This is a genomic window from Pseudomonadota bacterium, from assembly GCA_008501635.1.
In the GTDB taxonomy this organism is placed as follows: domain Bacteria; phylum Pseudomonadota; class Gammaproteobacteria; order QQUJ01; family QQUJ01; genus QQUJ01.
The window spans coordinates 1-26,789 of sequence record QQUJ01000011.1; the positions used below are offsets into that span (position 1 = coordinate 1).

At 61.3% G+C, this 26,789-nt stretch carries 29 protein-coding genes; 22 read left to right on the forward strand and 7 right to left on the reverse strand.

Translation table 11 applies throughout. The features are described 5' to 3' along the window. Nucleotides 1-338, reverse strand: a 338-nt coding sequence (locus tag DWQ09_06225; GenBank protein KAA3628995.1) for a transposase, incomplete at its 3' end; no start/stop codon positions are given. A 220-nt stretch (nucleotides 339-558) separates the two neighbouring features. Here DWQ09_06225 and DWQ09_06230 point away from each other — a divergent pair. The 11 genes from DWQ09_06230 (at nucleotide 559) to DWQ09_06280 (ending at nucleotide 9,694) form a co-directional block, all read left to right on the forward strand. Continuing rightward, nucleotides 559-2,487 (forward strand): LTA synthase family protein, encoded by a 1,929-nt coding sequence (locus DWQ09_06230; protein KAA3628996.1) that lies wholly within the window; start codon nucleotides 559-561, stop codon nucleotides 2,485-2,487. Continuing rightward, on the forward strand, nucleotides 2,484-3,224 hold the full coding sequence (locus DWQ09_06235; protein ID KAA3628961.1) for a PAP2 family protein: 741 nt from the start codon (nucleotides 2,484-2,486) through the stop codon (nucleotides 3,222-3,224). Before DWQ09_06230 ends, DWQ09_06235 begins: the two co-directional genes overlap by 4 nt. 228 nt (nucleotides 3,225-3,452) lie before the next feature. Further along, the gene (locus DWQ09_06240; GenBank protein KAA3628962.1) at nucleotides 3,453-3,776 is read left to right on the forward strand and encodes a hypothetical protein; all 324 of its coding nucleotides are present in this window, start codon (nucleotides 3,453-3,455) and stop codon (nucleotides 3,774-3,776) included. Continuing rightward, on the forward strand, nucleotides 3,769-4,275 hold the full coding sequence (locus DWQ09_06245) for an SET domain-containing protein (GenBank protein ID KAA3628963.1): 507 nt from the start codon (nucleotides 3,769-3,771) through the stop codon (nucleotides 4,273-4,275). The genes DWQ09_06240 and DWQ09_06245 overlap by 8 nt, the downstream gene beginning before the upstream one ends. Beyond that, nucleotides 4,118-4,717: a hypothetical protein gene (locus DWQ09_06250; protein KAA3628964.1), complete on the forward strand. Its 600-nt coding sequence runs from the start codon at nucleotides 4,118-4,120 to the stop codon at nucleotides 4,715-4,717. Before DWQ09_06245 ends, DWQ09_06250 begins: the two co-directional genes overlap by 158 nt. 308 nt (nucleotides 4,718-5,025) lie before the next feature. Further along, a complete protein-coding gene (locus DWQ09_06255) occupies nucleotides 5,026-5,241 on the forward strand; it encodes a hypothetical protein (protein ID KAA3628965.1) in 216 nt (71 codons plus the stop codon). Nucleotides 5,242-5,537: 296 nt separating this feature from the next. Beyond that, nucleotides 5,538-6,143 (forward strand): TetR family transcriptional regulator, encoded by a 606-nt coding sequence (locus DWQ09_06260; GenBank protein ID KAA3628966.1) that lies wholly within the window; start codon nucleotides 5,538-5,540, stop codon nucleotides 6,141-6,143. Then, nucleotides 6,143-7,339: an efflux RND transporter periplasmic adaptor subunit gene (locus DWQ09_06265; protein KAA3628967.1), complete on the forward strand. Its 1,197-nt coding sequence runs from the start codon at nucleotides 6,143-6,145 to the stop codon at nucleotides 7,337-7,339. The genes DWQ09_06260 and DWQ09_06265 overlap by 1 nt, the downstream gene beginning before the upstream one ends. Next, on the forward strand, nucleotides 7,336-8,538 hold the full coding sequence (locus DWQ09_06270) for an ABC transporter permease (protein ID KAA3628968.1): 1,203 nt from the start codon (nucleotides 7,336-7,338) through the stop codon (nucleotides 8,536-8,538). The genes DWQ09_06265 and DWQ09_06270 overlap by 4 nt, the downstream gene beginning before the upstream one ends. Further along, nucleotides 8,531-9,250: an ABC transporter ATP-binding protein gene (locus DWQ09_06275; protein KAA3628969.1), complete on the forward strand. Its 720-nt coding sequence runs from the start codon at nucleotides 8,531-8,533 to the stop codon at nucleotides 9,248-9,250. Before DWQ09_06270 ends, DWQ09_06275 begins: the two co-directional genes overlap by 8 nt. A gap of 45 nt (nucleotides 9,251-9,295) precedes the next feature. Continuing rightward, the gene (locus tag DWQ09_06280) at nucleotides 9,296-9,694 is read left to right on the forward strand and encodes a hypothetical protein (GenBank protein ID KAA3628970.1); all 399 of its coding nucleotides are present in this window, start codon (nucleotides 9,296-9,298) and stop codon (nucleotides 9,692-9,694) included. Here the strand turns inward: DWQ09_06280 and DWQ09_06285 are convergent. Both DWQ09_06285 and DWQ09_06290 read right to left on the reverse strand, forming a co-directional pair. Then, a complete protein-coding gene (locus DWQ09_06285; GenBank protein ID KAA3628971.1) occupies nucleotides 9,691-10,470 on the reverse strand; it encodes an ABC transporter permease in 780 nt (259 codons plus the stop codon). The two genes, DWQ09_06280 and DWQ09_06285, sit on opposite strands and share 4 nt — an antisense overlap. Beyond that, complete coding sequence (locus DWQ09_06290) at nucleotides 10,467-11,438, reverse strand: ABC transporter ATP-binding protein (protein KAA3628997.1); 972 nt, start codon at nucleotides 11,436-11,438, stop codon at nucleotides 10,467-10,469. The genes DWQ09_06285 and DWQ09_06290 overlap by 4 nt, the downstream gene beginning before the upstream one ends. A gap of 127 nt (nucleotides 11,439-11,565) precedes the next feature. Between DWQ09_06290 and DWQ09_06295 the strand changes: the two genes are divergently transcribed. Further along, nucleotides 11,566-12,807 (forward strand): MFS transporter, encoded by a 1,242-nt coding sequence (locus DWQ09_06295; protein ID KAA3628972.1) that lies wholly within the window; start codon nucleotides 11,566-11,568, stop codon nucleotides 12,805-12,807. A 144-nt stretch (nucleotides 12,808-12,951) separates the two neighbouring features. Continuing rightward, nucleotides 12,952-13,725, forward strand: a complete 774-nt coding sequence (locus DWQ09_06300; protein ID KAA3628973.1) for an ATP-binding cassette domain-containing protein — start codon at nucleotides 12,952-12,954, stop codon at nucleotides 13,723-13,725. A 61-nt stretch (nucleotides 13,726-13,786) separates the two neighbouring features. Here DWQ09_06300 and DWQ09_06305 read toward each other — a convergent pair whose 3' ends face one another. Further along, on the reverse strand, nucleotides 13,787-15,673 hold the full coding sequence (locus tag DWQ09_06305) for a TonB-dependent receptor (GenBank protein KAA3628974.1): 1,887 nt from the start codon (nucleotides 15,671-15,673) through the stop codon (nucleotides 13,787-13,789). 445 nt (nucleotides 15,674-16,118) lie between these two features. Between DWQ09_06305 and DWQ09_06310 the strand changes: the two genes are divergently transcribed. From DWQ09_06310 to DWQ09_06345, 8 genes are all read left to right on the forward strand, one after another. Continuing rightward, nucleotides 16,119-17,687: a GNAT family N-acetyltransferase gene (locus DWQ09_06310; protein ID KAA3628975.1), complete on the forward strand. Its 1,569-nt coding sequence runs from the start codon at nucleotides 16,119-16,121 to the stop codon at nucleotides 17,685-17,687. Nucleotides 17,688-17,718: 31 nt separating this feature from the next. Next, nucleotides 17,719-18,150 (forward strand): hypothetical protein, encoded by a 432-nt coding sequence (locus DWQ09_06315; protein ID KAA3628976.1) that lies wholly within the window; start codon nucleotides 17,719-17,721, stop codon nucleotides 18,148-18,150. 12 nt (nucleotides 18,151-18,162) lie between these two features. After that, nucleotides 18,163-19,764 carry an ATP-dependent acyl-CoA ligase gene (locus DWQ09_06320; protein ID KAA3628977.1) on the forward strand — a complete coding sequence of 534 codons (1,602 nt, stop codon included), beginning with the start codon at nucleotides 18,163-18,165 and terminating at the stop codon, nucleotides 19,762-19,764. 185 nt (nucleotides 19,765-19,949) lie between these two features. Continuing rightward, complete coding sequence (locus DWQ09_06325; protein KAA3628998.1) at nucleotides 19,950-20,837, forward strand: MoxR family ATPase; 888 nt, start codon at nucleotides 19,950-19,952, stop codon at nucleotides 20,835-20,837. Further along, the gene (locus DWQ09_06330; protein KAA3628978.1) at nucleotides 20,834-22,051 is read left to right on the forward strand and encodes a VWA domain-containing protein; all 1,218 of its coding nucleotides are present in this window, start codon (nucleotides 20,834-20,836) and stop codon (nucleotides 22,049-22,051) included. The genes DWQ09_06325 and DWQ09_06330 overlap by 4 nt, the downstream gene beginning before the upstream one ends. Continuing rightward, nucleotides 21,939-22,487 (forward strand): heme-binding protein, encoded by a 549-nt coding sequence (locus DWQ09_06335; GenBank protein ID KAA3628979.1) that lies wholly within the window; start codon nucleotides 21,939-21,941, stop codon nucleotides 22,485-22,487. The genes DWQ09_06330 and DWQ09_06335 overlap by 113 nt, the downstream gene beginning before the upstream one ends. Before the next feature lie 39 nt (nucleotides 22,488-22,526). After that, nucleotides 22,527-22,802, forward strand: a complete 276-nt coding sequence (locus DWQ09_06340) for a dihydrolipoamide acyltransferase (protein ID KAA3628980.1) — start codon at nucleotides 22,527-22,529, stop codon at nucleotides 22,800-22,802. Further along, nucleotides 22,766-23,740: a lytic murein transglycosylase gene (locus DWQ09_06345; protein ID KAA3628981.1), complete on the forward strand. Its 975-nt coding sequence runs from the start codon at nucleotides 22,766-22,768 to the stop codon at nucleotides 23,738-23,740. The genes DWQ09_06340 and DWQ09_06345 overlap by 37 nt, the downstream gene beginning before the upstream one ends. A 37-nt stretch (nucleotides 23,741-23,777) precedes the next feature. Here DWQ09_06345 and DWQ09_06350 read toward each other — a convergent pair whose 3' ends face one another. Next, the gene (locus DWQ09_06350; protein KAA3628982.1) at nucleotides 23,778-24,143 is read right to left on the reverse strand and encodes a DUF2784 domain-containing protein; all 366 of its coding nucleotides are present in this window, start codon (nucleotides 24,141-24,143) and stop codon (nucleotides 23,778-23,780) included. A gap of 123 nt (nucleotides 24,144-24,266) precedes the next feature. Next, the gene (locus tag DWQ09_06355) at nucleotides 24,267-25,409 is read right to left on the reverse strand and encodes a sensor domain-containing diguanylate cyclase (protein KAA3628983.1); all 1,143 of its coding nucleotides are present in this window, start codon (nucleotides 25,407-25,409) and stop codon (nucleotides 24,267-24,269) included. Between the two features lie 178 nt (nucleotides 25,410-25,587). Here DWQ09_06355 and DWQ09_06360 point away from each other — a divergent pair, with 178 nt between their 5' ends. Next, nucleotides 25,588-26,430: a sulfurtransferase gene (locus DWQ09_06360; protein ID KAA3628984.1), complete on the forward strand. Its 843-nt coding sequence runs from the start codon at nucleotides 25,588-25,590 to the stop codon at nucleotides 26,428-26,430. Here DWQ09_06360 and DWQ09_06365 read toward each other — a convergent pair. Further along, on the reverse strand, nucleotides 26,427-26,789 hold the full coding sequence (locus DWQ09_06365; GenBank protein KAA3628985.1) for a DUF423 domain-containing protein: 363 nt from the start codon (nucleotides 26,787-26,789) through the stop codon (nucleotides 26,427-26,429). The genes DWQ09_06360 and DWQ09_06365 overlap by 4 nt on opposite strands.

A 26,789-nucleotide genomic window follows, 5' to 3' on the forward strand; every position in this document is an offset into this window, starting at 1 on the left:
TCCAGCAGATGACGAAAATTGAGAATCGTCGTCTCGTCGGGAACCGGCTCACGCCCAAGGTCAATGCCGGCGAAAAGACACATGGAGCGAGATTCATACAACGCTTCCTCGGCGCCTGGATCCGACAAGTTGAACCAGTGTTGGAGGAAGTAGATGCGCAACATCCGTTCCAGTTCAATGGGGGGGCGCCCGTTTCCCGCTTTGGGGTAGTGGGGTTCGATGAGCTCACAAAGCTGATCCCATGGAACCACAGCATCCATCTCCGAGAGAAACTTCTCTCGCCGGGTTGGTTTTCGAAATTGCTCAAATTCCCCCGCGGCAAATGTTTGCTGTTTCATCGTTTTCTACCGGTTCCAAATAATGCGTGTATTGTCGCAAACTTTGGGACTTAATCAGAGATGCCTTAACGTTAAAAGCAGTCTCACCCCACACTAACTGGGTACCCCATTTAAGTTGGTCTTAAGGTTGGCGCGATAGGCTTTCCATAATTCCTCTCGATGGGATTTCCGTATGCGCGCGTGGCAGGCTTTTGAGGGTCGCTTCAGACTCCTCTTTCTCATGTGGGCAGTTACCTTGGTGCTGAACACCGTCGTACGGGTAGGGCTCGCTCACTTTGGCGGCGTTTCCCCAGAGTTGACCCTAGGCATAACGGTTCATGTTTTCACGTTGGGGTGGCTGTATGACTCGGCGTTCTTTCTATTCGCCTCCCTACCCGCCCTGGCCCTGTTGTGGCTGGCGCCCAATGCCATATGGCGGAGTTGGGCCGGACAAGGAATCTCGCATTTTGGCGTGCTGATCAGCCTCTACGTGCTTGGATTCGCCGCCCTTGCGGAGTTTATCTTCTGGGATGAATTTCACTCCCGCTTTAACTTCATTGCCGTCGATTATCTGGTCTACACCCAAGAGGTGATCGATAACGTTCTCCAATCCTATCCGGTGGGCTTGATGTTGATGGCGATCGGCGTGGGAGTGCTCGTGCTTTACTGGCCGCTGCGTCCTCTGATATCGAGCGCCCATGATCGTGACGAAGGATTTGTGACACGCACTACCGCCACCGCCGCTTGGTTTGTCCTCACTTTGCTGGTGGGACTCGGCGTCAGCCAAACGCCTCGCAACGGTTTCGCCAACTCGCTGCAGGCAGAACTGGCCAGCAACGGGCCTTACCAATTCTTTGCCGCGTTTCGCAACAACGAGCTCGACTATTCGCAGTTTTATGCCACCATCCCCGATGCGGAAGCCGCGCAGACGTTGCGCACCGTGGTAGAGGAGCCTAACGCGCGATATCTCTCCGGCGAGCCGTTCGATATCGAACGCCAGATCACCAATCCGGGGTCCGAGCGTCGTCGCAACGTGGTTCTGGTCACTCTAGAGAGTTTCAACGCCTCGTATCTCAGTCAGTTCGGCAGTAGCGAAGGGGCGGGGCTGACTCCCTTTCTGGATGGCTTGATCGACCAGAGCCTGTTTTTTGAACACTTCTACGCCACCGGCACCCGTACTGTGCGTGGCCTTGAAGCGGTGACGCTGTCGATCCCGCCTACCCCGGGGCGCTCCATCGTTAAACGCATTGGCCGTGAGAGCGGAATGTGGTCGCTGGGCAACGTGCTGCGCAGCAAGGGCTATAGCACACGCTTCATCTACGGTGGTCGCGGCTACTTCGACAATATGAACGCCTTCTTCTCCGGCAATGGCTACGAGATTACCGATCAATCCTCCGTCCCAGGCACTGAAATGACCTTCACCAATGCATGGGGTATGAGCGACGAGGACCTCTACCGGCAGGTAGTTCGGGAGGCTGATCGTGCAGCCGCCAGTAACGCACCGTTCTTCTTTCATGTGATGACTACCTCCAACCATCGCCCCTACACGTACCCAGAGGGGCGCATCGACATCCCATCGGGGAGCGGACGCGCCGGGGCGGTGAAGTACACCGACTACGCCCTGCGGCAGTTCATCGAGCAGGCGCGACAGCAGCCGTGGTTTGAAAACACCCTGTTCGTCATCCTCGCCGACCACACCGCAAACGCCGCCGGTAAGCGCGCATTGCCGGTGGATCGCTACCATATCCCGCTCTGGATCTATGCACCGGCCCTGATCCAACCCGCGAGGGTAGCAACCGTGGCGAGCCAGATCGATCTTGCTCCGACATTGCTCGGACTGCTCAATATGAGTTATCGCTCCAAGGCCTTCGGCCACGATGTGTTGAACTTTCCACAGGGCAAAGGGCGTGCCCTGATCGCCAACTATCAGTCGCTGGGCCTGTTTCAGCCGGGCCGGTTGGTGGTGCTCAGCCCGGTGAAGCGCATGGAGACCGATGCGCTGGCCGGGGACCGGGTGATAGCGGCCGAGGAGGCACGCATTGACGATCCGTTGGTGCGGCAGGAGATCGCGTTGTACCAGGGTGCGAGCTACATCTACCGTCGGCATCTCAATGCCTGGTCGCCACCCCCGCTGGCGAATCTAGACCCTATGAAGTTCGTGTATCAGTGAGGTGGCTGCCAGCCAACCGGGCACCCCGATACGAGCGCCATTATCTCTGGGCGCCGATTCTGCTGCTGATCAGTGTGGCGGTGGTAGTGGAGTGGCAGGGCGTAGACCTCGCTGTGGCGCGAATGGTTTTCGCTGCCGAGGGCGGGAACTGGGCGCTGAAGGATCACTGGCTGACCGAGACGCTGATTCATGAAGGCGGGCGTCGCTTTTCCGCCTTTCTGCTTCTCACTGTTTGGGCGTTGACGGCGGCAAGCGCCCTCTCCTCTCGGTGGCGCGCCGTGCGCGCGCCGCTGCTCTACCTCTCGTTAGTGCTTCCCCTCGCCCCAATAGTGGTTGCCGTACTCAAGTCTTCCGTTCCTGTAAGCTGTCCGTGGAGTCTTGCGCTCTTCGGCGGGACCGACCCCTGGATGGATGGATGGTGGGGCGCCTTGACCGATCCCGGCAGTGCAGCGGGCGGTGGCTGTTTTCCTGCTGGTCACGCCAGCGGGGGATACACTTTCGTTGCGCTCTACTTTGCCTTGCGGGACCGCCTGCCCCGCTTACGGTTTGCCGGCCTCGTATTCGGGCTGCTGTTGGGGATTACTTACGATGTCGCTCAGCAGCTGCGCGGAGCCCATTTTCTCTCCCACGGACTGTGGACGCTGGCCATCAGCTGGTTGTCTGCTGTGGTGGGCTATTCAGTTTGGCAATGGTTGACAGCACAACGCACCATCACTTGCGACGTCGCGAAGACATAGGGCCAGACTCGCATACTCCCAGCCTGCGAGAAAAGGTGACAAACTAATTTTCTGCTGACAGCGGCGATGTTAGTGCCTCCTCCGGCAGCGCCGAGTGGTACAAGGTTGTGAGGGTGGATTTCTGGATGCCTACATTATGGTGGAAGTAACATCTGTCTCGTTTCCACTGTTGTTCGAGTTGTTCAGGAGTTTTTCTACTGTTTCGTTCAGTCTCATCAGGGAGAAGACATGCACTGGAACGCTGGAGGATGGTTCGGAGCGCAGATCGGTGCAACGGTATGGATGCTCGTGGCGGCCGTACTGACAGCGATTCGCGATCCATCCACGGGCGTGGTTGTGCTCCTGTTGTTCGTCGTTCCAAATGTCATCGGCCTCATGCTATGGCTGAGTCGCAAGTTCTCATGCTCATGTTCTACTTCCGCTTTGGTCGAGGTGGCAATGGGCTTGCGGTCTAACATGTTGCTCAAGCCGACTGCGGCACGCTTAACGCACCGCTGCCGGTTGGCTCTACGTCAGTCAGCTATGTGGTGCCGTGGCGTCGCCGATGAGTAGTTGGTTCAGTTCAAAGACCGAAAAGCGCGCGAGCCCGATTCAGGGCCAAGGGCTTTTTGCGTGCGACGCGATCGCAGCGGGGGAGATCGTTGCCGTCAAGGGCGGAGCCATCATGGACGCTGCCTCGTTGGCGCTGATCCGCGAACTGGTGTCACCCGCTGAGATTCAGATCGAGGAGAGTCTCTACATCGCGCCCCGCAGCGCCGAGGAGGTTCAAGCAAACATCCTCTGCCTGAATCACTCCTGCAATCCCAACGTCGGCGTTTGCGGGCAGATCACATTTGTGGCAATGCGCGACATTCCTGCCGGGGCGGAGTTGACCATCGACTACGCAATGATCGATGGCGATCCCGCAGAGCGGATGGAGTGTTCGTGCGGGGCACGGGAATGCCGGAAAATCATCACGGGCAGCGACTGGCGCCTCCAAGAGCTGCAGCGGCGTTACGCGGGCTACTTCTCGCGCTATCTTCAGGATCGTATCCGCATCACTGCCGGGTGATGACACAAGGGATCGATGCGTTGGTAGTCACAGCAAAGTTTGGCCGTTAGCCGACATGACCATGCCCCCGCATTATCTGGCGATACCGAAATCGGGCACCGGCCCGGGGGTCCTGGTCCTGCACTCCTGGTGGGGCCTGAATCCGTTCTTCAAAGAGTTGTGCGACCGATTCGCCCGTGCCGGGTTTGTTGCGCTCGCCCCGGATCTCTATTCGGGCAAAGTCGCAACCACGGTCGCTGCAGCAAAAGCGTTGCGCGCGCAGGCGACGGCCTCGCGGAGAACACCCGCCTACAAGATGCTGATCGCGGCAATCGAGCACCTTTCCCACCATGCGGCGGTTACCGCGCCGGGCATCGCTCTGGTTGGGTTCTCAATGGGAGGCCACTGGGCGTTGTGGTTGGCTCAGCGACCCGAACTCCCGATTTGCGCGACCGTTATCTAGAACCTATCTCAGAATCCCGCGCGTGCTGTGTTGAGCCCCAGAGGTGCGCTGGGTAGGCCCGAAGGCGCAGCCAATAGCAACGCTATTGGCAAGTCGAGAACACCGCCAGCGCACCTCTGGGGCCAACCCGAAGGGCCGGGCGCTCGCGGCTCCAGCGCGGTGTTGCGGCTCACTCATTGGGAGTGACCCAACCACGATCGCCGCGCCTGGCGCTGAAACCGCGAGCGACCGGCACAGCTCGCGGGGGATTCTGAGATAGGTTCTACTATGCGGCAAGGAACGGCGACTTCACGCAAAGCAGGTCAAGGTTGCTCTTTCACTTCGCCCAGACCGACGAATGGGTTTCTGCCGCAAGTATCAAGAAACTCAAAAAGAGCCTGGCGGGTGCGTCTCTGGATGCGACCTACCACGAGTACCCAGATACGACCCACTGGTTCTTCGAGCGCGATCGATCCGAGGCATTCAACGGGAAGGCCGCAGCGCTTTCCTGGAAGCGATCCCTGGAGTTTCTGCGTGGCGGCTAGCCACTGCCAAGGTGCGTCAAGGTCCAGGCTCGGGATCAAAAACTCCTTGGCCGGCCGCAAATGCCCGCTTCTTACGACCCTCGGCACAGAACACCTGTCAGTGGGGTGTGGACGGTCCGGGAGGAGATGTCCATAAACTGACCGCCAGCCCGCGCACCCGGAGCAATGCAGGATGCAAGGGTGTGCGCGGGACTCACTCGCGACCGGTTTTGCGAGACGGATCCCCCATTGTGAATACTTGATCAAACAGGTTTATCTATTAAGATAGTAATTAATTACTCACTTTATGGTGCCTCATGGAATCACACACCAAGCATCTTCCCGCGGACGAAAGACGCGCCATCACCGTGGAATCGGTGGTGGAGCTGGCCGCTGAGCAGAATCCCAGCGAGATCACCACTGCGGCGATCGCCAGGCACATGAACCTCACGCAGGGGGCGCTGTTTCGCCATTTCCCCAACAAGGACGCAATCTGGCAGGCGGTGATGGAGTGGGTGGCGGAACGCCTGCTGTCGCGCGTGGACAAGGCGGCGCGCAAGGCGGCTACGCCCCTTGCCGCGCTGGAGGCGATGTTCACGGCCCATATCGATTTCGTGGCGAAACACCCCGGCGTTCCACGCATGATGTTCGGTGAACTGCAGCGGGCCGGGGAGTCACCCGCCAAACGGATGGCGCAGACGCTCATCAGCCGCTATCACGAGCGATTGAACCGACTCATCGAAGAGGGAAAGGCCCAGGGTGAAGTGTCTGCGGACATCGATACCGCAGCGGCGGCGGCGTTGTTCATGGGCACGATTCAGGGTCTGGTGATGCAGTCGCTCATCGCCGGTGATATGGAGCGCACGCGCCGCGAGGCACCCGGGGTTTTCGCCATCTACCGGCGCGGGATCGGTAGCGTGTGATGAACATTAAACTGCCCTGGAACGCGCGTACGCTGGCTCTGGTGGGGGTGCTCGTTCCGCTGCTGGCGTTGTTTCTCTACGTGGGGTTGCGCTCGGGACCGCTGGCCCCCATTCCTGTCACGGTGACCACGGTCGAGGAGCTATCGATCTCCCCGGCGCTCTACGGACTGGGAACCGTGGAAGCACGTTACATCTACAAGGTTGGACCGACCACTGCCGGGCGCGTGAAAGCGGTCGGCGTGCAGGTCGGCGATATGGTCAAGGCGGGGCAATTGCTGGCGGAGATGGACCCCGTCGATCTCGACGAGCGGGTCAGCGCGCAGATGTCCTCCCTCAAACGCGCGGAAGCCAACGTACTGGCGGCCGATGCCCAGGTTCAGGATGTCGTGGCCCGTCGCGCGTACGCACAATCCCAGGCGCAACGTTACGAGGCGCTGCTGCGCGACCATACGGTCAGTGCCGAGGCCGCCGAGCAGAAGAGCCAGGAGCTGCAGGTGGCCAGCGCCAGCCTCGCCGCCGCGCGCGCCAATCTGGATGCCGCCAAACAGGAGCTGGAGCGTGTGCGCGATGAAGGCGCGGGCCTGATCCAGCAGCGTGCGAATCTGCGCCTGGTCGCCCCGGTGGACGGGCTGGTGGTGGCGCGCGAGGCTAATCCCGGCACCACCCTGGTCGCGGGTCAGTCGGTGGTCGAGTTGATCGATCCCACGCAATTGTGGATTAGCGTGCGCTTCGATCAGCTGCAGGCAGCCGGCCTGCAATCCCGGCTCGGCGCGCGTATTGTATTGCGCTCGCGGGCCGGGGAGGCGCTGAGCGGAGAGGTGCTGCGGGTCGAGCCGTTGGCCGATGCCGTCACCGAAGAGATGCTGGCCAAGGTGGTGTTCAATGAGCTACCGCAACCACTGCCACCACTTGGTGAGCTGGCCGAAGTCACTATTGTCCTGCCCGAGCGCGCCAAGGGACCGTCGGTGCCCAACGCCGGCATAAAACGAATCGACGGTCGTCTGGGGGTCATGGTGGTGGACGCCGGCGCGCTGCGTTTCAGGCCGGTCACCGTTGGTGCGACCGATCTCGAAGGCCGGACCCAGATCCTCGAGGGCTTGAGTGCGGGTGAGCGTGTGGTGGTCTACAGCCAGCGCGCGGTGAGCGAGCGCAGCCGGATCAAAGTCGTTGAGCGATTGCCGAGCGCCAAGACATGATCAGCCTGGCGGGTCGCGACATTCTGCACTCGTGGGGCAAGTTCGTCTTCACCGGTGTGGGCCTGGGATTATTGATCGGGGTGACGCTGACCATGACCGGTGTCTATCGCGGTATGGTCGATGATGCCAAGGTGCTGCTCGACAACAGCGGCGCGGACCTGTGGGTGGTTCAGCAGGGGACGCTGGGGCCGTACGCCGAACCTTCCAGCCTCTACGATGACACCTATCGCGGTGTGCTGGGTATGCCGGGGGTGGCGCGCGCCGCCAACGTCACCTATCTCACCATGCAGGTACGCCAGGGCACGCGCGACGTGCGCGCCATGGTGGTGGGCGTGGTACCGGGCGGACCCGGGGAGCCGGGACAACCCGGTTTTCTGATCGCCGGTCGGCACATCACCCGCAGCCACTACGAGGCGGTTGCCGATGTGGCAGCCGGATTCCGGCTGGGCGACCGGATACAGGTACGGCGCAATTTCTACACCGTGGTCGGCATCACGCGGCGCATGGTCTCGTCCAACGGCGACCCGATGGTGTTCATTCCCCTGCGCGACGCGCAGGAAGCGCAGTTTCTGAAAGACAACGACGCCATTCTTGCGCAGCGCCGCCGCACCGGCGCCAATCCTGCCTTCAATCGGCCGGGTGTTCCCGGCCTGTTGGATGCGGTTATCGCTTCGCAGACGACCAATCAATACGTCAATGCGGTACTGGTGCAGATTCGGCCCGGTTATCAGCCTGAAGAGGTGGCGGAACCGATTCGTCGCTGGCAGCGCCTGCAGGTCTATACGCGCGCGCAGATGGAGGCGATCCTGATCGAGAAACTGATCGCTACCGCCGCCAAACAGATCGGTATGTTTCTGGTGATACTCGCCATCGTCAGCGCGGCGATTGTCGCCTTCATCATCTACACCCTCACCCTGGGCAAGATCCGCGAGATCGCGGTACTGAAACTCATCGGTACAAAAAACCGCACCATCGCTGCGATGATCATGCAGCAGGCGGTGGGGCTGGGTGTCATCGGCTTCGTGGTGGGCAAGGTTGCGGCGACGTTCTGGGCGCCGATCTTTCCCAAGTACGTGCTGCTGGAACCTGCAGATGCCGTCGCCGGATTTTCATTGGTGGTGGTGATCTGCGTGCTGGCCAGCCTGTTGGCGATTCGCGCGGCGCTGAAAGTCGACCCGGCGGAGGCGATCGGTGGCTGAATCGCGCACTCAGGGGATACGCATCGAGGGGCTGCGCAAACGCTATGGCGAGGGCGATACCGCCGTCGATGCGCTCACCCATGTGGACATGCAGGTCGAACCAGGCGAGGTGGTCGGGTTGATCGGTCCCTCAGGCTCCGGCAAGAGCACGCTGCTGAAAAGCCTGGGTGCGGTGATCACGCCGACCGCCGGGCGCATGACGCTCGGCGACAAAGTGATCTACGACGACGGCTGGAAGATCTCCGACCTGCGCGCCCTGCGCCGCGACAAGATCGGCTTCGTTTTCCAAGCGCCTTACCTCATCCCGTTCCTCGATGTCACTGACAATATTGCGCTGCTACCCATGCTGGCGGGGCGTCCCAATGACGAGTCCCGAGCGCGTGCGTTGGAGCTATTGAAGGCGCTGGATGTGGATCACCGTGCGCGTGGAATGCCGTCGCAGCTTTCCGGCGGCGAACAGCAGCGCGTCTCCATTGCGCGCGCACTGGTCAATCGCCCGCCGGTCATTCTGGCCGATGAACCGACGGCGCCACTGGATAGCGAGCGCGCCCTGGCGGTGATTCGTATCCTCAACCAGATGGCGCGCCAATACGAGACGGCCATCATCGTGGTCACCCACGACGAGAAGATCATTCCGACCTTCAAACGGATCTATCATATCCGCGATGGACGCACGCACGAAGAAGCGGGCGAAGGACGGGCATTGCAGTAGTACGGTGTAGCGGTCAATCGAAATCAACGAAGGAGTCGAGCGGCAATGAACAGTAACAAGATCATCAAATGGTTGGCCATCGTCGCCCTGTTGTTTGGGGCCTTGACGATTGCAAGCGGCGCGCGCGCCCTGTTCGGTGCTGCGGAAACGAAGGCGGCGCTGGGCGATGTCGTGCCCTTTGTGCTGTGGTTCAATTTTCTCGCGGGGTTCGTGTACGTTGTGGCCGGTGCGGGATTGTTGGCGCGCAAACAGTGGGGCGTCTACGTGGCGATATTTCTCGCCATAGCGACCGTCCTGGTTTTTGTCGCCTTCGGTGTGCATGCGGTGGGTGGTGGCGCGTTCGAAGCGCGAACCGTCGGGGCGCTTACGCTGCGTTCGTTGTTCTGGATCGTGGTGGCCATGCTGGCCTATCGGGCAACCCCGCGAATCTCCGCGGCGGGTTAGGTCCGAACGCCTATCCCCTTGTTGAGAAGGACCAGGCAGGCGACATAGAGCACGGTAATGAAACCGACGATGATGGTGAAAGCGGTTCCGATCGCTATGTCGCTGACCCCAAGGATGCCGAAACGAAAGGCATCCACCATGTAGAGTATGGGATTGAGCAGCGACGCACCCTGCCAGAATGGCGGCAGCATATCGATGGAGTAGAAGATTCCCCCGAGATAAGTCAGCGGTGTGAGGACAAAGGTGGGGATGATGGAGATGTCGTCAAAGGTTTTGGCGAACACACCGTTGATAAAGCCGGCCAGCGAAAAGAGCATCGCCGTCATGGCCATCACCACCAGGGTGACACCGAAGTTGTGGACCTGGATATCCCAGAAAAACATCGAGACGCCGGTAACCGCCAGCGCCACGCACAACCCACGCGCCACACCGCCGCTGACATAGCCGAGCAGTATCACGTAGTTGGGAATCGGCGAGACCAGCAGCTCTTCGATATGGCGCTGAAACTTGGCACCGAAGAACGACGAGACGACGTTGGCGTAGGAGTTGGTGATTACCGCCATCATGATCACTCCGGGAATGATGAAATCCATATAGCGGTAACCGGCCATCTCGCCGATACGCGGACCAATGAGATTGCCGAAGATGATCAGATACAATCCCATGGTGATTGCCGCCGGCAGAACGGTCTGCAACCAGATGCGCAGAAAGCGGCGGATCTCCTTGGTCGCGATGGTGCGATAGGCGATCCAGTTGGTCTGCAGTCCCGTGCTCATTGCACCCTGCCCTCTTCCAGTGGCGCGGGGTCCTCGTCGCTATCAGGAGCCGTTGCGCCATTGTGAATCATGCGCACGAACAGCTCTTCCAGACGGTTACGTTTGTTGCGCAGACTCATCACCTCGATACCGACCCTGGCCAATCCGCCGAACAGGCGATTGACGCCCTGATCGCGCGCGACATCGGCTTCGAGCGTCGTGGCGTCGAGCTGCCGCAACAGATAGCCGGGAATCTGGGGTATGGCGTCGATGGGCCGTTGCAGATCGAGCACGAAGGTCTCGGTGTGCAGTTTCTCCAACAACGCTTTCATCGTGGTGTCTTCGACGATGCACCCGTTATCGATGATGGCGATGGTGCGGCACAGGCTCTCCGCCTCCTCCAGGTAATGGGTGGTGAGGATTATGGTGGTCCCCTCAGCATTGATCTGGCGCAGGAAGTCCCACATCGAGTGGCGCAACTCGATATCGACCCCGGCGGTGGGCTCATCGAGGATCAGCAGCCGGGGCTGATGTACCAGCGCACGGGCGATCATCAAGCGCCGCTTCATGCCGCCGGAGAGATCGCGCGCCTGACCGTGGCGCTTTTCCCACAACCCGAGCTGACGCAGGTAGCGTTCAGAGCGCTCCATTGCCAGACGCGGTGCGATGCCGTAGAAGCCGGCCTGATTGACCATGATCTCGATCACCGGCTCCCACTGATTGAAATTGAACTCCTGCGGCACCAGACCGATGCAGGCCTTGGCTTTGGCCAGTTCGCGGTCCAGGTCGTGTCCGAATACGGTCACCTGGCCGGCGCTTTTGTTCACCAGCGAGCAGATGATGCCGATCACGGTGGATTTGCCAGCGCCATTGGGGCCGAGCAAGGCAAAGAAGTCGCCCTCGTGTACGGTCAGATCGATCCCTCGCAAGGCGGTAAAATCGTTGCGGTAGGTCTTATGCAGGTTGCGGATTTCGAGTGCGTTGGTCATGCGGGTTGCGCTGGCGCCAAAGCGGGACATTATAGACTGCTTTACTAAGGATTTGTTTTGCACAGCGCGATCAGTATTTGGATTAATATTAGCTTGATCTCCAACAATCAGAATCGCGCACCCCCACATGTCTCCCATCACCGCTCGCTCGTTCTCCTTCCACTATGGCTGGGTCATCGTCGGCACCGGCGCGCTGATCACCATCGCCTGCCTGGGATTCGGGCGTTTCGCGTTGGGCATGCTGCTGCCCTCCATGGGCGTTTCGCTGGGACTCGACTACTCGCAGATGGGTTTTATCTCCACGGGCAACTTCGTGGGTTATCTCTTTGCGGTGGTATTGAGTGGCCTGTTGACGGCCCGGTTGGGGGCACGATGGCTGATCGTCTTCGGACTGACATTGGTCGGGGGCTCGATGGTGGCGGTCTCGCAGGCGCACTCCTACCCCCAGGTGCTGGTGCTTTACATCGTCACCGGTTTTGGTGCCGGCGCGGCCAATGTTCCGATCATGGCACTGGTCGCACATTGGTTCGAACGTTCGCTGCGTGGGCGTGCGGCAGGATTCATCGTCAGCGGCAGCGGATTGGCGATCGTGCTGTCGGGCTGGATGATACCGGCCATCAACCTGCATGCCGGGGCGGAAGGCTGGCGCTGGAGCTGGATGGTGCTGGGTGGTGCATCGCTGGTCATCACCGTGATTGCCGGGGTGTTGATCCGCAACCGGCCCGCTGAGTTGGGGCTGCAAGCCCTGGGGGACAACACCGGCGGTGTGAGCGCGGCGACGGTGGCAAAGCCGGTCGCGCACAGCGGACGCCTGCTCACCCATCTGGGGGTGGTCTACTTTCTGTTCGGTTTCACCTATGTGATCTACGCCACCTTTATTGTCACCTCGCTGGTGCAGGAGCGCGGTTTCAGTGAGACCTCCGCCGGTCAGTTCTGGATGTGGGTGGGGGCGATCAGCATCCTCTCCGGTCCGCTGTTCGGGACCCTGTCGGACCGGCTCGGACGCAAGCGCGCGCTGATGATGGTCTTCGCGCTGCATACCGCCGCCTACCTGCTGGTGGCGCTGCGGCTGCCCGATGGTTTCGTCTATCTCTCCATATTTTTATGGGGGATCGGGGTGTGGAGCATCCCCTCGATCATGGCCGCAGCGGTGGGTGATTACCTGGGCGCGGAACGCGCCGCCGCCGCCTTCGGCACCATCACTCTCTTCTTCGGCGTGGGACAGATCGTCGGCCCAGGGCTCGCAGGTGTGCTGGCTGATTACTCCGGTACTTTCGCCTGGAGCTTTGCCATGGCGGCGGGTATGACGGCGCTTGCAGTGATACTCAGCTCGGCGCTGCAACGCCCCGATGAGCGGAAGGCGGATTGATCGCACAGTGTGTTGAACGGTACCGTATTTAAACTTGTTCCCTCGGCCGACATTCCGCTGCCTTGTGGCCCGCGGTGCGCGCATTTTGCGTTATAGTGCGGCTCCATTGCGGCGAACTTGTACGGACCGGGAATAAACTCAGTGATGCACCTGAAAAGCGCCACACTCAGGCCCTCCGCCTTCCCCAACCGCGATCACTACCCTTTCAACGTACCGCTTTTCCATCGGGAGGATCCCATTCCATTTACCACGCCGGTAACCTTTTTCATCGGTGAAAACGGTTCCGGCAAGACCACCCTGTTGGAGGCCATAGCGCGACGCTGTCAGATTCATATCTGGCGTTACAAGGAGGCGCGTCGATTTCAGCCCAATCCGTACGAGCAGGAACTGAAGCAGTACCTGTCGGTGGAGTGGAGCAACGGCCCGGTGCCAGGCTCCTTTTTCTCCGCGCAATCGCACCGTGAGTTTGCGTTGATCCTGGACGAGTGGGCCGCGACCGATCCGGGGCAGCTCAAGTATTTTGGCGGCGAGTCGCTGGTGACCCAATCGCATGGTCAGTCCACCATGGCGCTGTTTCGCAGCGCCTACCGCAACAAAGGTATCTATTTTTCCGACGAGCCCGAGACGGCGCTCTCCCCGAAACGGCAGGTGGAGCTGGTGCGGTTGCTCGCGAACATGGGGCGTGAGGGGCAGGCGCAGTTCATCATCGCGACCCATTCGCCGATTCTGTTGGCCTGCCCGGGGGCGACGATCTACGATTTCAACCGCTCTCCACTGAACGTCATCGCCTATGAGGAGACCGAGTACTATCAGATCTACCGGCAGTTCCTGGACAACCGTGAACTGTTTCTGAGCCAGGACGACCCCCCGCAGTCCGCGACGGTTCCGCGCAAAAGATCATCCTCAATACCGCGCTAGCACCACCGCGCACAGGCAGGCACCAAGGGGTGCCTGCCTGTGCCGCTGGCGCGGCAGCGGATCAGAACGATGCGGTATATTCGACGTAGTAGTAGCGGGCGCCGGGATCGTTGGGGTAGCCGCGGGCGCCCATGTTGTAGGGGATTTCGCGGTTCATGGCATTGTCCACTCCCGCCGCCACCTGATGGTGGGCGTTCAGCCGGTGCGCGAATTTGAGATCGAGCGTGGTGAAGTCGCTGTTGACGTTGGTGCGTGTTGCGTCGGCGGCATAAAAATCGCGAGTCGTCTGCAGATTCACGTAAAGCGTCGATTGCTCCCCGAGCGTGAAGACGTTGCTGATCCTGGCCTGCCGATCAGGACGATCGGCCAGCCGTTCACCGGTGATCTCGTTGGTGGCCCGCAGATACTCGAGTGAGGCGGAAAGCTTCCACCAGTCGTTGATCTCGGTATCGAAGATCAGCTCGATACCGCGCGTTTTTGCCTCCGCGATGTTGTTGTAGCTGTAGAGGGTGGTGAAACCGGCGCTGCCGGTGATCTCCGAGGCGATCAGATTGTCGAGCTGCGAGCTGTGATAGATCGCCTCGAAACCGTAGCGCGCGCCGCGGTAACCGAAAGCGGCCTCGAGAGTTTGTGATTCCTCCGGTTCGAGGTTCGGATTGCCGCTGATGTCACTGATGAACGGACCGCGTTGACGCGTGATATGGATGTACATGTCGGTGAACGTGGGCGCCTTGAACGCGGTGCCGTAACCGAGTCGCGCCAGCCAGCCGTCGTTCGACCAGTGCAGGGTGACACGCGGATTGACCGTGCTGCCGAAATCGCTGTAATCGTCGTACCGCACCCCGGCGGCCAGCGAGTAGTCCGGCGCGAATTCCCATTGGTCCTGAACCAGCAGATAGTGAACCTGCCGGTCGGCGGTCTGGGAGTAGACCGAGACGTCGATATCCTCGCGGGTGCCGCCCGCGCCCAGAGTAACGATGTGCGCCAGGTTGGGAAACAGCGTGAGGTAGGCGTTGAGTTCGCCCTGGCTGTAGTCGATGGCCTCGTTACCGGTGCCGCGATCGACCTCGGCATCGGAAGCACCGTAGCCGAGACTGATGTCGACGATGCGGCTGTCGTTCTCGGTGTGGTAGCGGCCGCCGACCTGGTAGCGTTCTTCGCGCTCGTAGGTGGGATAGGCGGTGGTGCTCAGCCCGTTGTCATCCTGGTCGATCCATTCGGCACTCCATTCGATCCGATCGCGCTGACCGAGTCGATAGTCGCCCTGGTAGGAGAAGGAGAGCTTCTCCTCGTCGCGCAGATCGGTGCCCACCTGGGTCGGGTCATCGCGAAACGGCGCACGATCCTTGAGTTCGTAGGCGAACCGATGGCCGGCGGCGCCCACACGGCCGAGGTTTGCGCTGCCGCGCAGAATCCAGGTCTCGCGCTGGTCGTTGTCGGCGAGACCACTGATCACCGTGTTGGTGAAAGAGACCCGGTCGTCGGCCCGCCTGGTGATGATATTGATCACGCCGGCCATGGAGTCCGAGCCGTACAACGCCGACATGGGGCCGCGAATGATCTCGATACGTTCGACGTCGGCGAGTTGGATGCCGTTGAGATCACTGTGTCCGTATTTGCCGGTACGGCGCATGCCGTTGACCAGGATCAGCGTCTGGTCGTCATCGAAGCCGCGCAGGTAGACCGAGGAGGTACTGCCGCTGTCACGGACAAAAAAGCCGGTCGCGCTCTGCAGTACCTGCGGCAGGCTGCGCCCGGAGAGCGACTGCAGGTCCTGCGCGTCGATCACCTCGATCGTGGCCTGCACGTCCTCGATGGACTGTTCCATACCCGGCGCGGTAACGGTGATCAGTGGCTGGCTGCGGTCGGCGGCCAGTGCCTGGCCCGACAGCAGAATGATGGCGCTGCACAGACGGGCCGTCCCCGCAGTGTTGGTGCGTGATTTCATTGGTACTCCCCCGTTTTGTGAACCGATAAGGCGCTCTGCGGATCGACGGCGCGGCGTCTGGCTGGGCACGGCGCAACACCACTCGATAACGCATTGTGGTGATCACCGCGGTCGAGCAACCCGAAAAGGCGGGCTGACCTTAGCGGAGGGAAACGGGTGTTTCAAACCAAGTTTCACAACTCTGCGTGTAACTTCGGGAAGGGATAATAATTACTTTGTTATCAGTTAGTTAAGCTGTGTGATATGCCCTACCCCGTGCGCCAATTCACACCCCGGGTGAGCTCCTCGCAACCGTGCCTGAAACGCACCTGTTGTTGGAGCGCAATGGCGCACCATCGCAACCGTTTATGACCAATGACGGTTCGGCTTTCTTTATTCCGGACCGCCGATTAACCTTACAGCGGCGCGCAGCCGTCACCCTCCACCCCTTGATCGAGGAGCCCGCATGCCCCCCAGGAACAACTCGGAAACCAAGAGTCAGCTCATCGTCCGTAATGCCAAAACCTCCGATGTCCCCGCCATCAAATCCCTGGTAGGCAAGGTCTACCCGGAGATGGGCAGCTACACCAGCAGTCAGCTGCGCGGTCAGATCAACAACTTCCCCGAGGGGCAGTTCGTGGCTACCTACAAAGACGACGTGGTGGGTTACTGCGCCACCTTCCGTATCAGCGCTGAACTGGCCTTGAAACCACACACCTGGATGGAGATCACCGGCGGTGGCTTCGGCTCGCGCCACGATCCCCGGGGTGAGTACCTCTATGGCATGGAGGTGTGTGTCGATCCGGCGTTTCGTGGTTATCGCATCGGGCAGCGCCTTTACGATCAGCGCAAGCGGCTGTGTGAGGATAAACGCCTCAAGGGTATCGTCTTCGCCGGACGCCTGCCGACGCTGCAACGCCGCCTGCGCCGCTACAAAAGCGTCGAGGAGTACATCGACCAGGTTCAGCAGAAGCAGGTGCGCGATCCGGTGCTCAGCTTCCAGCTGCGCAACGGCTTCGAGGTGGTGGGTGTGATACCCAATTACCTGCCCAACGACCGCGAATCCCTGGGCTACGGTATTCATCTGTTGTGGCGTAATCCCAAGATTCCCGAGGAGGAGTACGACGGCAAGCGCAAGAGTTATGGCGAGCGGTTGCCGGATACGGTGCGCGTGGCGACGGTGCAGTACCAGCAGCGGCGCGTCAGCTCGTTCCAGGAGTTTCTCGGCATGGTGGAGTATTTCGTCGACGTGGTGGCCGACTACCGCTCCGATTTTGTCGTCTTCCCTGAGCTATTTACGCTGCAGCTGCTCTCCATCCAGGATCAGGAACTCAACCCGGCCGAGTCGATCGAAGAGCTGACCAAGCACACCGCGCCGCTCAAGGAAGCGTTGCGGGACATGGCGATCCGCTACAACATCAACATCATCGGCGGCTCGCACCCGACGCGCGTGCCTTCGGGGCGGGTGGAGAACATCAGCTACGTCTATCTGCGCGACGGCTCTATCCATGAGCAGCCGAAGATCCATCCCACGCCCAACGAAGTCTACTGGTGGAACATCGAGGGCGGACATCTGCTGCAAGCCATTCCCACCGATTGCGGCCCCATCGGCGTGCTGATCTGTTACGACGCCGAGTTCCCCGAGCTGGCGCGCCACCTGATCGATCAGGGGGCGAACATCATCTTCGTTCCCTTCTGTACCGACGAGCGTCAGAGCTATCTGCGGGTGCGCTACTGCTGCGCGGCGCGCGCGGTGGAGAATCAGTGCTATGTGGTGATGTCGGGCAACTGCGGCAACCTGCCCGGCGTGTCCAACATGGATATCCAGTACGCGCAGAGCTGCATCCTGACGCCGTGCGATTTTCCCTTTGCTCGTGACGGCATCGCCGCCGATACCACACCCAATGTGGAGACGGTGGCCTTCGCCGACATCCGTCTGGAGTCGCTGCACATGGCGCGCAACAGCGGCACGGTGCAGAATCTCAAGAATCGCCGCCATGACCTCTACACCGTGGTGTGGCGGGAGCCGAAGTAGTCAACCAACCACAAGGGGCGGCATGGTGAGAATGAAACTGTGCAGCGTATCGATGCTGTTCGCGGTCGCGGGGATCGTCGCGACATCGGGTTGTGCCCGACACCCCACGCGCCCGGTCCTCTATCCCAACGAAGCCTACAAGATGGTGGGCGCGGCACAGGTGCAGAGTGATATCGATGATTGCATGCAACGCGCCCAGGCTTACGGGCTGTCGCCCACCCGTGGCAATCAGGCCGCCGGTGGGGCTGCCGGCGGTGCGATGGTGGGTGCCGCTTCGGCGGCGGCCTGGTCGCTGATCAAGGGCGGTAACGTAGGGGAAAACGCGGCAGCGGGAGCTGCTGCGGGCGGGGCGGCTGGCGGCGTCCGCGGAGCGTTGCGTGGCAGTCCGCCCGACCCCAACTATCAGGCCTTCGTCAAGCGCTGTCTGGCGGAATTCGGCTACGACGTCATCGGCTGGAAGTAACGGGAGTGCCCGATGAACGAGTCTCTTCACGACGTCAATGGATGGGTGGTCGGGGAGGTGCTTGCATCGCGGGCTGAGTCCCACGGCGACAGAATCTGCATCCGCTTCGCGGGTGGAACCGAACTGACCTACCGGGACGCCGAGCGACTGGGCAACCAGGTTGCCCGACTGCTGATCGATCAAGGCGTCGCGCCTGGCGACAATGTCGCGCTCTTTATGCCCAACGGGCTGGCGTTCTGCCTCGCCTGGTTCGGTATTGCCAAGGCGGGTGCCGTGATGGTGGCGGTGAATACCGAATACAAGGGCGCATTCCTTCAGCACGTGTTGAACAATTGTCAGGCACGGGTGCTGATCTGCACTGCCGAGTACCTGGAGCGCGTCGTTGCCATCGAGGCACAAGTGCCGGACCTGGAGTTGGTGCTGGTCCCCGGTTTTTCCGAAAGCTATCGATTCCAACGCCTGCGCTGTCTGCCCTTTGAGGAGTATCGGCAACGACCGGAGACCACGCCCGGTGTACCGGTGAGCTATCGTGACACCGCCTGCATCATGTACACCTCGGGCACCACCGGCCCCTCCAAGGGGGTGCTGATGCCGCACGCCCATCTCTATCTGTTCGGATTGGGCACCATCGACAACATGCAGCTCACGGAGAGGGATGTGTTCTACATCGTGCTGCCGCTGTTTCATGCCAACGCTCTTTTCATGCAGCTCTACGCCACGCTGATTGCGGGTGCGAGCGCGGTGATCCGCGAACGCTTCAGCGCCGGCGAGTGGCTCAACGAGGTGCGCCGCTACGGCGCCACCATCACCAACATGCTGGGCGTGGTGAGCGCCTTCGTGCTCAACCAACCACCGACCGCCGATGACCGCGATCACCACCTGCGTGCCATCGGCGTGGCGCCCAACCCGCCCGAGCTGGATGGTGCGTTTCGGGAACGCTTCGGCGTCCAGGACGTCTTCGGTCTCTACGGCATGACGGAGATCAATATTCCTCTCTACACGCAAGCCGGCGTCGCGCGCCCCGGCAGCTGCGGAAAAACCTGGGACCGTTACTACGAGTTGCAGATCGTAGATCCCGAAACCGACCTGGAGGTACCGCGCAATCGGACCGGCGAAATCGTGGTGCGTCCCAAACTGCCCTTCGGATTCATGAGCGGCTACAACCGCATGCCGGAGAAGACCGTCGAGGCGTGGCGCAACTTCTGGTTTCATACCGGCGATGCCGCGCGTATGGATGAAGAGGGTTATGTCTACTTCGTCGATCGCATCAAGGACTGCATCCGCCGGCGCGGGGAGAACATCTCGTCGTTCGAGGTGGAGAGCGTGATCGCCACGCATCCCTCCGTGGCCGATGTGGCGGCGGTGGCGGTACCGTCAGAAATTCGCGGCGGCGAGGATGAGGTGAAGGTGGTGGTGGTCGTTAAACCGGATCGCGTGCTGCAGCCCGAGGAGCTGATCGCTTTTTGCGAGCCGCGCATGCCGCGCTTCGCGGTCCCGAGATTCGTTCAGTTTGTTGCGAGTCTGCCCAAGACGCCAACCAACAAAGTGCAGAAACACCTGCTGCGCGGCCAGGTGGATGACGATACGATCTGGGATAGGTTATGCAGCAACTGAATTCCGGCATAAGTTTCCTTGGCCGGTGCCTGTATCAGCCGCCCTATCGAGATGCCGCTGGAGCGGGTCGTGTATCGCCCTCCGCCGCGCCTCCTGGAGCTGTCATCCCCGTTTCCCAGATGGCCAATGAAGTGCTTTGACGAGTTCAGTTAGACTTGGGGTTCGCACGATACGCGACCGTGATCATGGAACAAGCGATAGCCGATCTGCAAAAGCGCCTGGCAGGGGCCTGCTACGTGGCCGACAGTTCACTCGCCACGACACTGGTCCTGATGGAGCGCCTGCACCGGCCGCTGCTGGTGGAGGGCGATGCCGGCGTGGGGAAGACCGAACTGGCCAAGGCGCTGGCGGCAGTAAACGGCTGTGAACTGATCCGCCTGCAATGCTACGAGGGGCTCGATGTCGAGACGGCGGTCTACGAGTGGAACTATCCGCACCAGATGATCGCCATCAAGCTCCAGGAGCAGACGCACGACACGTTCGCCGAGCGCGAGGCGCATATTTTCAGCGAGAAGTACCTGTTGCCGCGCCCACTGCTCCGCTCAATCAGCCAGCCGGTTGCGCCGGTTCTGCTGGTCGACGAAATCGACCGCGCCGACGAGGAGTTCGAAGCCTTTTTGCTCGAGTTGCTCTCCGATTTTCAGATCACCATTCCAGAGCTCGGTACCATCACGGCGCGGACCGTCCCGCGTGTCGTACTTACCTCCAACGGGACGCGTGAGTTGAGCGATGCCTTGCGCCGCCGCTGTCTCTACTACCACCTCGACTACCCGGACCTCGAGAAAGAACTGCGCATCGTCGCAGCGCATCTGCCGCAGATCGACCAGCGCCTGGCGACCCTGCTGGTGCGATTTGTACAGGGTCTGCGCGACATCGACCTGCGCAAGAGGCCGGGTATTGCCGAGACCCTCGACTGGGTATCCACGCTCGCCGATCTGCACATCGATCTGTTGTCGCAGGACCTCTCACTGATCCGGGGCACCCTCTCCTGTCTCGTCAAAACGCACGAGGATCAGCAGCGTCTGGACGACGAGACTTTCACGCATCTGATCCGGAACGCGGAAGCAGGATGAGCGTTGGTGCCGCCCGCAGCGTCGCCGGCTTCGTACGCTTTTTGCGCCATGAAGGCTATAGCGTCGGTATCGAAGAAACGCTCGACTCGCTCACCGTCATCGAACAGTGCGATCCTCCCGAGATACCCATGTTGCGTTCCGCGTTGCGCAGCCTGGTATGTCGCGATCGCGATGAATGGGCGCGTTATCGTACGCTTTTCGATCGTTACTGGTTACCGGGCTCGGTGACCGATGCGCAAGTGCCAGACAGCGCTGCGGCGCTGATCGATCCCCGCCTGCGCCGTGTCAAGACGGCTACCGCCACCACCGGGCTCGCCCGCGCACTCTTTGTCGATCCAGACGCGACCGACACGATTACGGGTAGCGCCGGGCGTCAGAAAACCCTGACACGCACCGACTACCGATTCCTGACCGACGCCCGTGACCGGCGCCGGATTGAACAACTGGCTGAACGACTGGCGTTACGCTTGCGCAAGCGTTTCGTGCGGCGGCGCCGCGTCGCCACCCGCGGCCGGCGTCTTCATCTGCGGCGCACGTTGCGCAAAAGTCTGGCCTTGGGGGGTTTGCCGATACACCGCCGTTTCCGGGTACGCCGTCGCGAACCCCCGCCGTTGGTGTTGATCCAGGATATTTCTCACTCCATGGCGCCCTACACACCGCTCTACACCCGTTTCGTACGCGGCCTGCTGCGGGTGTTCCGTGATGCCGAAGCGTTCGTCTTTCATACCGAGCTCTTTCCCGTGACCTGGCTTTACCGCGAATCGGATAGCACGGTGTTGCGGCAACGACTGGAGAAGATGAACAGGCTGTGGATGGGCGGTACGCGTATCGCCGAGTCGTTGGCGCGCTTCAATCGTGAGTTTGCCGCGCGAATGGTCGATCCGCGCACGCTGGTGATCATTCTCAGCGATGGCTTTGACACCGATCAAACGGAGCGGTTGGTTGAAGAACTCGCGGTGCTACGCCAGCAATGCGGTAAGTTGATCTGGCTCAATCCGGCCTTGCGCGGGCTACACTCTGTGGACGAAGAAGTGTTGTCGCGCGAACTGCGGACGAGTCTTGATGGCGTGATCCGCGCCAACGATCTGGAGAGCCTGGCCTATGCTGTGGAATGCGTGGCAGGTGCCGTCGCGGGGAAGGTTCCCGGTTTCACCACGGGCAGGAGGAGCAATGAAAAGCTTAACGATCGCGTTGGGTTTGGTATTGGGTTGTAGCACCGCTGGTGCCGCGGACGAGCAGCTGACCGTCAAGCTGCGTGCGTTTTCCGCCGACACGGCCGCCAAGATCGCGGCCGCGGCCTATGCCGACTGCACCAAGAAAGGCTTTAAGGTGGCGGCGGCTATTGTAGGGCGTGACGGCAACCTGCTGGCGTTTCTGCGCAATCCCCTCGCCGGTCCGCACACGGTACAGGTGAGCCAGCAGAAGGCCTATGCGGCGGCGAGTTTTCAGGTGCCCACTTCCGCCATGGGTGAGATGCGCGATCTCGCCTTTGCCCCCGGCGTAATACTCGCGGTGGGTGGAGTGCCGATCGACGTCGCCGGCCACTTCTACGGGGGCATCGCCGTATCCGGCGCCGACCCGAAAACGGACGAGGTATGCGCACAGGCGGGCATCGAGGCCGTACGTGAGCAGCTGGAGTTTACCGACTGAGGATGGGATCTGCGAGCAAGAGTCCGAGTTGCGATATCAATGAGTCGTTTCGCGATTCGAGTCCCCCCGCTGCCCGATTGCTGGGAGAGCTGCGGTAACTGTTCTGACGGCGGGTTGGCGGTGGCTGCGGTGCTGGTGAGCACCGGGCAACGGCTGCACCGTTTCGATCCCATTGTCCTACTGGAAGCCGACAAGACCACACTGGAGGTACCGACCCTGGAGGCGGGTTGCGTGGCGCAAGTGTGCGTCGCTGTCGGTGATCGGGTGAGCGAGGGCAGCTGCCTGCTGGTCATGGAGAGCGGGGCGTCGCGGTGAGAGGCGCGTTGTTGGTGGCGCTGCTGCTCCAGCCAATCAGCGCCTGGCCCCTGGATTTTTCCGAGTGTATAACCGATTTGCGGCACGAGGCGGCGTCGCTGGGTGTCGCGCCGCGCACGCTCGATTTTGCACTGACGGGGGTTCTGCCCGACGACCGCGTGATCCGCCTGGATCGCCATCAGCCGGAGCGCGTTCTTACCCTGCGGGCCTATCAGCAGCGGCTGCTCTCCGATGCCCGTGTTCAGCGCGGGGAGGAAGAACTGCGGCGACTCGACGCCCGCGGTGCGCACTACCCGGTGCAGAACGCGCTGTTGGTTGCATTGTGGGGTATCGAGACCGATTACGGTCGCATCACCGGGGAGTTCGATACCGTGCGCTCCCTGACCACCCTGGCGTGTGATGCACGGCGCCCTGTCTTCTTCCGGCGCGAACTGCTGGCGTTGCTGCAGCTCATCGAGTCCGGCCAATTCGGGGATGAGCGACCCAGCGGCTCGTGGGCCGGTGCACTGGGCTACCTGCAGTTCCTGCCCTCGGTGCTGCAACGGCATGGTCGGGACTTGGATGGCGATGGCCGTGTGTCGATCTTTACCGGCAACGACGAACTGTTCGCGACCGCCGCGCGTTTTCTGGCCGATTCGGGCTGGCGCCAGGACCAGCCGTGGGGTGCGGAACTGGCGTTGCCGGTTGCGGGTTGCGCGGGTCCGGCCGAGTGCCGATATACCGATATGGCCCAATGGAGAGGTCTGGGATGGCGCGACCGGCAGGGCCAGGGGCTGCCGACTGCCGCTGGACCTGCGCGAGTGATCCATTTCGATGAATCGCCACCCCGCGCCTTTGTGGTGTTTTCCAATTTCGAAGCCCTGCTCAAGTGGAATCGTTCCACCAAGTACGCCATCGCGGTGGGCCGCTTGCATGATGCCTTGACGGATCAGAGATAAGGCCACGGCCGCACGTTGTTACTGGGCAGGCCGGGCTCTAGCGGCGCTGCGACCGTGCAATCCAGAGGCCGTAGATCGCCAGGTTGATGACGATCAGCGCAATACCCAGCAACCACTGGGTGTCGCGCGTCAAACCCACCGGGTAGAGCAGCGGCACCAGGTACCGTTCCACCACGCCCGCCGCGGCGTCGATCTCCTGCGCGGTCTGACGCAGTCGGTACTCGAGCGGTGTCAGTGGGCAGATCCAGCCCTTCCACTCGATCAGCACGCCCCACGCCAGTGCCGGCAGATGCACCCAGGCCCAGCGCCGTGAAAGTCCGTAGAGCAGACCACCGAGGATCACGAAAACCACGAAGAGTCCGTGCAGGATCAGGACGGCATCGGCAAGCAGGGCGTAGGGCATGGAACCTGTTGTTATGCGCGACGACAGGAGGATCCGGTTATATCATCTGTGGCAGCGGGTACCAGGGATAGCCAAAGAAGAAGGTTCCGGCGTCGCGTCGCGTGGCGCGGTGGGTTTTTGGGATCAGGCATGTTCGGAAGCCGCGGCCCGCTGGCGGTCGGCCGACGGATGCTCGGTCGCGGGCGGATCGTCACCATGCTTGGCGCGATACATCTCGCGATCGACATCCTCCAGGACGGCATGGAAATCGGTATCGGCCACCTGGATCTCACGAACGCCAAAGCTGCATCCGAAATCAACGCCGACTTCTGCGGCCAAATCCTGAATCCCTGTCTCCAGGGTCCGGGTGATGCGTGCAGCCTGCTCGGCGGTGGCTTCGGGCAGGATCAGCACAAATTCGTCGCCGCCGTAGCGGGCCACCAAATCGGAGCTGCGCACGGCACGGCGCATCAACTTGCCCATCTCGCGCAGTACGCGGTCGCCTTCGGCGTGACCCCGGGTGTCGTTGACGGCCTTGAAGCGATCCATATCGGCGAAGATGATGGTGGCGTGGTGCTCGCCGCGGTTGAGCAGCTGAAACACCAGATCGGCGGACTCGTAGAGTCCGCGTCGATTCAGTATTCCCGTCAGCGCATCGTAGCGGCTGAGCTGTTTCAATTCGCGCTGCGAGCGGGTAATCCGCTCCATCAAGACGTAGCAGTAGAGCACGATCAGTGCCGAAAAAGCGCAGAGGAAGATCAGCCCCCCGCTGAGCTGCTCCATGGAGGTGCCGTAGCGTATCGTCAGTGCCAGAGCGCCGCCAATGAACGCACCGATGATCGATTCACGAAACAGCGGCATACCGTAACGCATGCCATTACCCATGATGACCATGGCGTAGGCGAGCAACGATACGGGTATGGCATAGGGATCATTGATAACGCAACTTGTCACCATGCCCAGATCGACCCACATATTGAACCGGCAACGTTTCAGGGAGCAGTGACCCCTCGATGCCTTGAAATAGGCGAAGGTGTTGAATACGCAGTAGAGGGCGAGCAATCCGTTCAGGTAGGTTAACGGGATCCAGTACGGCGCACTCTCGGGGTTGAGGTTGAAATAGATGAAACCAAGCAACCCGAACAGGTAACGTGTGAGAAACTGCAGGCGTTGTTCGGACCAACTGGGAATACTCACTTCACTGCTGGAATCGAGCAGGTGGTATTGCCCGCGGCGGCGGTCCTGGCCTGAGCGGCGCTCGCGAGTTTTCTGGGGGTTTGCCGACACTCAGTGTCCCTCCGGAGTGATTCCCTGTCGGGGATTGGGTCTTGCTCGGCCGCCCTGAACCTTTCCTTGATCAGGGGCATCCGAGCGAAGGGGGCGAAAGTAGCATGAGTTGCGGGGAACGGGCAAAGACAGGCACTCTTCCAGACCGGGAACCACAACCCGCACCGGAGCATTGGTCATGACCCATCGAACGCTGATCGACGCCACGGAGACGGCTGCACATAGGGACGATCCCGGCTGGGTCATCGTCGACTGCCGCTTTAGTCTGGCGGATCCCGCAGCAGGTTATATCGCGTACCAAAACGGCCATCTGCCGGGTGCGGTCCACGCGGATCTGGAGCGCGATCTTTCCGGACCGGTGACCCCGGAGACAGGCCGACATCCGCTGCCGGATCCGCGGAGGCTGGCGGACCGTTTCGGCGCCTGGGGAATCGGTCCGGGGATACAGGTGGTGGTTTACGATGATGTGGGCGGCGCCTTTGCGAGCCGGCTCTGGTGGTCGCTGCGCTGGCTGGGGCATGAGGATGTGGCCCTGCTCGACGGTGGGCTGGGCGCCTGGGTGGCGGTGGGTTTTGCGCTCTCGACGGCCCTATCCCAACCGACACCCCGCGTGTTTGGCGGGAAGTTCTGTCCGGAGTTTTCCACCATCGATACCGTGGAGCTGCAGGCTCTCAGCGCAGGGTGGCTGCTCGATGCACGTTCGCCGGAGCGCTACCGTGGGGAGCAGGAGCCCATCGATCCGGTGGCGGGCCATATACCCGGGGCTGTAAGCGCTCCTGTCGATGGTAATCTGGGGTCTGACGGCCGATTTCTTCCCACCGCGGCACTGCGTGAGCGGTTCGAGCGCCTGCTGGCGGGAGCTGCCCCGACAGCGGTAATTCACTACTGCGGATCGGGGGTGATGGCGTGTCACAATCTCCTGGCAATGGAGCATGCCGGTTTGACCGGGTCGCGCCTCTACCCCGGATCGTGGAGTGAATGGATACGTGATCCCAGCCGCCCAATCGAACTGGGTGGCTAATCGCCGCGTAGCGCCCCGATCAGAAACAACAACCAGGCGAGCATCATGAGGCCACCCCCCAGGGGCACGACCGGTCCGAGGGAGGGTATTCCGGCCAGGGTCTTGAAGTAGATGCCCCCGCAGAAGCCGACGATGCCGCCCAGCAATAACCACGCGGACCAACGCCACAAACGGCGCTGCGGACGATGCTGCTGCGCCAGACCGATCAGCAGCAGCCCCAGACCCTGCGACATCTGGTGTTGGACCGCAGTGGTGAAGGCTGCCGCGGGAGTGCCGGTCAACAGGTGAGCGCCTATGCCACCGAAGACGAGCGCCAGCAAGACATTACCCGCCCCTATGACCAGCCAGCGTTGTGCCAT